This window comes from Chromatiales bacterium (genome assembly GCA_014323925.1).
In the GTDB taxonomy this organism is placed as follows: domain Bacteria; phylum Pseudomonadota; class Gammaproteobacteria; order Poriferisulfidales; family Oxydemutatoraceae; genus SP5GCR1.
Window position 1 is genome coordinate 108,760 of sequence record JACONC010000004.1, and the last position, 6,397, is coordinate 115,156.

The window sequence follows — 6,397 nt, forward strand, 5'->3', positions numbered from 1 at the left end:
AGCATCAATGCTTTGTAAAACTGCTATGCACGCGCAAGGTCTGCTATGCACACGCGAGGTTTTGGTGAGCTTCCTAGCTTGAGGAGTGTTGGCAGTTATTATCATAAAACGCACCCTTGCGGTGGTGTATCCATTAGCTTAAAGGCAACTTGCTGATATGCTGACCACAGTTCACCGTTATTCACTGAATAATGTCAGCTGAGCACTATCTGCCAACGGTGGCTGGAATTGCGAGCAATCCAATTGTGAGCGTGCAGTGAAGCCTAGTCGCCGATAGGCTACCTTAAAACGCTTAGCAAGCATATCGGCATACCACCCTCGCCCTTTCATGCGAGTCTTAAAAGATGATTGATAAAGCTCGCCTCCATGGCTATCCCGCAAACGATTCAATATATGCTGCATCCTATCAGGATAATGCTGCTGCAACCATTCCTTAAATAGTGTTTGTAATTCATGTGGTAAACGCAATAAGATATAGCCAGCGTGTTTAGCGCCAGCATTGCGAGCAGCCGCTAGTATTTTCTCCAGCTGGTGGTCGTTTAACACGGGTATCATTGGTGCTGCAATAACCCCAGTCGGCACTCCGGCATCAGCCAATGCTTTTATCGTTTTCAATCGCTCGTCAGGAATAGAAGTGCGCGGTTCGAGGCGACGGGATAACTCACGGTCTATGGTAGTCACTGAAATCCACACATCAACTAGACGCTGTTTAGCCATCTCGGATAATAGATCTAAATCGCGCCTTATCAAAGTGGATTTGGTAATCAGCGACACCGGATGGCGGCTTTGGTGCAGTATCTCAAGTATCGCACGACTCAACTTTAGTTTTTTTTCGGCAGGCTGATAAGCGTCGGTATTTGCACCCAACACGATAGGACGGCAACGGTAGCTCTTTTTTGATAGTTCGCCAGTCAGCACCGCAGCCGCATCAGGCTTATAGTATATCTGTGTCTCAAAATCCAGACCGGCGGACAAATCCAGATAGCTGTGGCTTGGGCGAGCAAAGCAATAGATACAACCGTGTTCACAACCGCGATATGGATTAATAGTGCGATCAAATGTAATATCCGGTGAATTGTTATAGTTGATTAGACTGCGTATTGGTGCCGGGTGCAATACCGTCGGCGGCAATACAGCATCAGCACCCTCTTGGCAATTAACTTCGTCAGCGCGCCAATCATCGACTACCGCCTCGCTATGTGTTTTTGCAAAGCGAGCGGCTGGCTGGCTTAATGCGCCTCGCCCACGATAATAATGCAGGCGAACAGCAGGTTGTTTTAGCTCTCCCATAGCGGCAGAAAATTAGTAGCAGAAGTTCCGCCGCATTGTGCGGCGGAACTCTCAACTAATAGGAGCATCTATAGGATAATCAATATTTATTGACTATAGGTTACTTTTGTTTCACTCTCTGCCGGTGCAGCACCGTATAGAGAATAAGCACCGAAACGCATCTGATGCGCTCGACCTAGCTTCTCAGCGTAGAAGTCAATGGTGAATTTAAGATCAAGCTCATCACCATCCCAGACATAAGCCTTGAAGAATTGCTCGTCGTTTTCACCTGTTTTATCCCACATTGAAAGCAAAGATGAAGTGAAGTAAGCGCGTTCACCGTCCCAGCTTTGCGATATCATATTGACCTGCGAACCAATGACATGCTCATAGATCTGCTCAGGCTCGAATGGGTCGGTGATATCAAAATACCGAGTTTTGCCATCCATAAAAGTCTGCACCCAAAGACCGCTGTCGTCAGCAGTAATGGAAATATCCACTGGTAGAGGTACATCAGCTGGGTTACCAATATCGGCGACTGCCTTGGCGTCCCATTGACCGCTATCCTCATCTTCGTAAATCAACCAGATTTTAGAAGTCAGTGCGGTAGTAGTGAAGCAGTAGTTATTCTTCGCGCCCCAAGCACAGCGTATTTCCAAAGGTGCACCAGGCACATCAAATATTTTCTTAGGTTGACGAGTATGCAGATCCCACAGCACCATCGTGTTGCCAAAACGCTTCATCGCTTCTTGGTCCTTGAGCATCTTGCCAAAGTCCATCATATAGTTAGACCAGCCGGTAAAAGACGAGGTCAACATAATATTACGGCGCGGCAAGGCACGCAGATCATAACCGTAGCCGTCAGCCAGTTTACCGGTCTTTACCGCACCGCGTAAATCACCATCAGTAGGCTTCCAGTGCGTAGCGACATATTCACCTTCGTTGGTATATTCAGCCAAGCCGGTGCGTCCGCCGTGATCCTTATTGTTGGACAACGCGGTAATCATCACTCGTCCAGGTAGCGCATAAAAAGTATGCGGTCCCACCAAACCACCAGTTTTAGCAACGAAGTTGTTAATCACTTTATGCAAGCTCGGCTTACGCGGGTTGCTATGCACATCAAATATGAACACTCTATTACTATCAAGACCACCAGCCCACAAATAACGGCGGTCATCACTCAAACCTGAGTGGTGTGCTTCATTGCGTCCACCGACCGATAAAGTGTGAACGACTTTTCCATAAGTGGCCGACTGCGGATTGACATCTACGGTGACCAGCTTGTCTTGCTCGTCTCCTAAACCTTCAACACCTAGCGTCCAAACATATACATAATCTTCCTGTCCAACTATCTTTGCCATATAAGGCGACATGCAAGTCTCGTCCGCTTGCGCAACGGATACCAGACCTACCACTAGAAATAGTGCAGGAAATAATTTACTGATTATTTTGGGCATAACTATTCTCCTATAATTTACAGTATGACTAACTGCAGCAACAAGCCTTTGTTACAGCAATACTTTAAGCCTGTATCATACCACAAATACCCAATAAGGCACTAGGGATAGATGAAAGATATGGCAAAGCTGATCAATCATAGCCTTGTATACATAAGGTTATACATAAAGGTCAACATCAGGCGGCTAAGCAGTCGGCAGTGTTAGAATAGCCTTATGGAGATGAATGTACAACAACAAGAATTAGATAAGTTTGAAGCAGCAGCCAGCAGTTGGTGGGATGCCGAAGGCGTATTCAAAACACTGCACATTATCAATCCGCTACGCTTGGCGTATATCAATGCGCGCACTACGCTAACCGCTAAAAGGGTACTAGATGTAGGTTGCGGTGGTGGTTTATTATGCGAGGCGATGGCAAGCGAAGGAGCGGAAGTATCGGGGATTGATTTAGGCAACGCGTCGCTTGAAACGGCGCGTTTGCATCTGCGCGAATCTCGGCTATCGGTTGCCTACCAATGTGAAAGTGCCGAGCAACACGCCGAGCAACATGAAAAGTACTACGATATCGTCACCTGCATGGAACTCCTGGAGCATGTCCCTGAGCCGCAATCCGTAGTAAGTGCTTGCATACGCGCAGTTAAGCCTGGTGGAGATCTATTCTTTTCAACTATCAACCGCACACCCAAAGCCTATCTAGTCGCAATTGTCGGCGCAGAATATATCGCTAAGCTAATCCCCAAAGGCACCCACGATTATCAAAAATTGATTAAACCGTCTGAACTGGCTACGATGGTCAAGAAAAACGGTGCAGATATCTGCGATATCAGCGGGATGCACTATTTGCCCATCGTCGATACAGCGGTGCTGACTTCCAAACCTGAGGTCAACTACCTGATGCACTGCAAACGGTTTTGAAACCTCTACAAGCCATTTTATTTGACCTTGACGGCACACTCATCGACACAGCCGGTGATTTAATCCGCTCGCTCAATGTCTTATTAGAGACAAAAGGTCTGGCAACCTGTACGACAGAAGCGATGCGCCCACACGCTGGGCAAGGTAGCTATTCGCTGATAAGAGCAGGCTTCGGTAATAATCTCAGCGAGGATGAATACCGCCAACTGACATCGGAGTTTCTCGAGATATACCAAACCCTTATGCACGACACCACTACCCTATTCCCAGAAGCGAGTGGAACGATAGCACGCGTCAAGCAGCGCGGCATGAAGTGGGGTATCGTCACCAATAAATCAGAGCGTTTGACAGTGCCGATATTGCAGAAAATGGACTTATACGATGATGCCGATTGCTTAGTCTACGGTGATACGACGACAGAGAAGAAGCCACACCCTAAACCTTTGCTTTATGCGGCACAACAAATTAATCTAGCACCGCAACATTGCGCTTATCTAGGAGATACCTTAAACGATGTCAATGCAGCACTACACGCCGAGATGCGCGCACTGGCGGTCTCTTATGGTTACCGAGCAAAGGAAGCGGATATCGCTGACTGGGGTGCAGAAGCGATTTTTGATACGCTCTCGGAACTGTGTATTTGGATTGATCGACTACCAATAGAGTCCAGTAAACAATAGCACTTCAGGAATGAGAGGTTATAAAAAAAGAGCTGCTGGCTATGCTGCCGGCAGCTCTTTATCTGATGTTAGGTTAGAAACTCTCTAGATCGGACTAAATGCCTAACCTATCATGCGGTTTTGCTTAGAAGGCATATTGGGCACGGAATGAAATCGCGTCGGCGTCTACATCTTGTCCAGGTAGTTCACCCTCTGCATCAATATAGTTGAGCATAAACTTGAGATTGTTGTTTGGATACCAGTTGAGACCCAGTAGCATCTTTTCGGCTTCGTTATCAGTTGCATCGGCGCGTGTGCCTCTCACACCGTCATATTCGACATCTATTTCTTCGTAGCGGGCGACCAGTTCCCATGCTCCGTATGGACCTTTGGGCTTGACCTTATCAAAGAATCCACCTGAGGTTTTATAGCGGCGTTGTTCACCAGTAATCGTCCACGCACCTTGGATGTAATAGCCATCAGCTTCCAAGTCGTTATACCGTTCTAGAACAGTGCCGTCGGGATTGAATGCTGTTCCGCCATCTACTTCTAAATCAACATATTCAGCTTGCAGAGAGAAAGGACCAGTAACAAATGCCCCTTCCAAGCCCCATTGCATTATGTCATCTCCAGCAGGTAAATCTCCTAGGGTTGTGCGACAGTTTGGGCACTCATGATTTCTTCCTATGGAACTTATACCATAGCGGGTTCTCACTCTGTAGCGGTCATTATCTCTTTCACGATTGGAAAATGCCGCACCCAGATGCATAAAGCTGTTGTTGCCGAAGTTGAGGCTTGGGGCTACAGCAACTCGACCAGTAATCGCATAATTATCGTCGCCGTCCTCGTCTTCTCTGTCATCGTCAAATATGCCTAACGCCCAGTTCAAGTTTGCCATCTCCGGATAAGCGCCTGAAACCATAAAACCACCGTTCTCTGGCTGTCCGTGTCCTTCGTTCACCACATCCAATATCATACCGCGCTCTATTGTTAAAATAGAGTTAGAACTGGCGAGCCGTTCCAAGCTGAACGGTTCTTTGAAGTGACCCAGCGTCATGGTCACTGGTTTAAAGCCAGTGTATTTGATATACGCCATATTGACATCAGAGGAATCGTTGGCAGCACCACCTTCTCCCTCTCTAAAATTAATGGTCAATTCGTAGTGCCAATCTTTCTTGACGGTGCCTTTGGTAGTAAAACGCAAACGCCGCCATTGAGCTTCAGAGGAATCGCCTTCGTCTCCAATATTTGGTCCGTCAAAGTCATAATTGTCGTAATCCCACATCAGACGACCGCCGAACTGAAAGGCATTACCGTTGTCGGACTTCATCTTAATGCCGCCACCAGTAGTGGATACAGTAATGTTCTCACCGTCGGTGCGTACCACACCCCCGGACTTAGATGCACTTGCCTCTTTGCTCTTTTCCATTTCGTCGCGCATCTTCATCAAGGTTTCTTGCAGTTGCTCAACGGTTGCCTCCAGGCTCTTGATTTTGTCTTCCATTGATTGTGCCGAAGCAGCCAGTGGAAGACAAAGCAAGGTTACTGAAAAAATTGTCATTTGGTATAGTTTCTTCATGAGTTAACTCTCCTATGCAATTACATTTGAATGTTGTATAACATCGCATTATACAAAAATTTATGTCACAAATGTGAAAAAAAAACACAAAAAACATAAAATTTGTGGAAATTATACAACACTTAATTTCAAAAAATAAGAAATTGATATCACACCTGCTGTGGCATCGTACAGTATATGTATAATGCCAGAAACAGGTATATTTAGATTCGGCTGATTTACTGTAAGCTAAACGCTTGGGCATATGCAATGCCTGGGAAGCCAGAGGTGACACACCAATACCAGATATGAACTAAAAGTTCGCCCATATGATTGGTACACCTCTGGTGCTTTGACTACAGAACTCGAAAGGCAGCTTGGGACTTATTAGATCTCGTATTTACCTGTTTAAGTGTCGTAGTCAGGGCTTCCCCAGACCATGCTTATGATGACATACCATCTACTTAATAGCAACTACGGAGGATTATGATGAAACCTAAACAAGCTACCACCATTGGCGTGGATGTCGCAAAGAAAAC

At 46.4% G+C, this 6,397-nt stretch carries 5 protein-coding genes; 2 read left to right on the forward strand and 3 right to left on the reverse strand.

All coding sequences use genetic code 11. From position 1 onward, the window contains the following. Nucleotides 1-177: 177 nt before the first annotated feature. The gene (locus GDA45_03135) at nucleotides 178-1,290 is read right to left on the reverse strand and encodes a PA0069 family radical SAM protein (protein MBC6413915.1); all 1,113 of its coding nucleotides are present in this window, start codon (nucleotides 1,288-1,290) and stop codon (nucleotides 178-180) included. Nucleotides 1,291-1,376: 86 nt separating this feature from the next. After that, nucleotides 1,377-2,726, reverse strand: a complete 1,350-nt coding sequence (locus GDA45_03140) for a selenium-binding protein (protein MBC6413916.1) — start codon at nucleotides 2,724-2,726, stop codon at nucleotides 1,377-1,379. 216 nt (nucleotides 2,727-2,942) lie between these two features. On the opposite strand from GDA45_03140, the gene ubiG reads away from it, so the two are divergent. Both ubiG and GDA45_03150 read left to right on the forward strand, forming a co-directional pair. Then, the gene (gene ubiG / locus GDA45_03145; GenBank protein ID MBC6413917.1) at nucleotides 2,943-3,641 is read left to right on the forward strand and encodes a bifunctional 2-polyprenyl-6-hydroxyphenol methylase/3-demethylubiquinol 3-O-methyltransferase UbiG; all 699 of its coding nucleotides are present in this window, start codon (nucleotides 2,943-2,945) and stop codon (nucleotides 3,639-3,641) included. Next, nucleotides 3,638-4,321 carry an HAD-IA family hydrolase gene (locus GDA45_03150; protein MBC6413918.1) on the forward strand — a complete coding sequence of 228 codons (684 nt, stop codon included), beginning with the start codon at nucleotides 3,638-3,640 and terminating at the stop codon, nucleotides 4,319-4,321. The genes ubiG and GDA45_03150 overlap by 4 nt, the downstream gene beginning before the upstream one ends. Before the next feature lie 124 nt (nucleotides 4,322-4,445). On the opposite strand, the gene GDA45_03155 is transcribed toward GDA45_03150, so the two are convergent. Further along, on the reverse strand, nucleotides 4,446-5,879 hold the full coding sequence (locus tag GDA45_03155; protein ID MBC6413919.1) for a porin: 1,434 nt from the start codon (nucleotides 5,877-5,879) through the stop codon (nucleotides 4,446-4,448). Nucleotides 5,880-6,397: the final 518 nt, after the last annotated feature.

Coding starts and splice junctions, on each gene's coding strand:
- ubiG (MBC6413917.1), top strand. CDS start 2,943: ATGGAGATGAATGTACAACAACAAGAATTAGATAAGTTTGAAGCAGCA.
- GDA45_03135 (MBC6413915.1), bottom strand. CDS start 1,290: ATGGGAGAGCTAAAACAACCTGCTGTTCGCCTGCATTATTATCGTGGG.
- GDA45_03155 (MBC6413919.1), bottom strand. CDS start 5,879: ATGAAGAAACTATACCAAATGACAATTTTTTCAGTAACCTTGCTTTGT.
- GDA45_03140 (MBC6413916.1), bottom strand. CDS start 2,726: ATGCCCAAAATAATCAGTAAATTATTTCCTGCACTATTTCTAGTGGTA.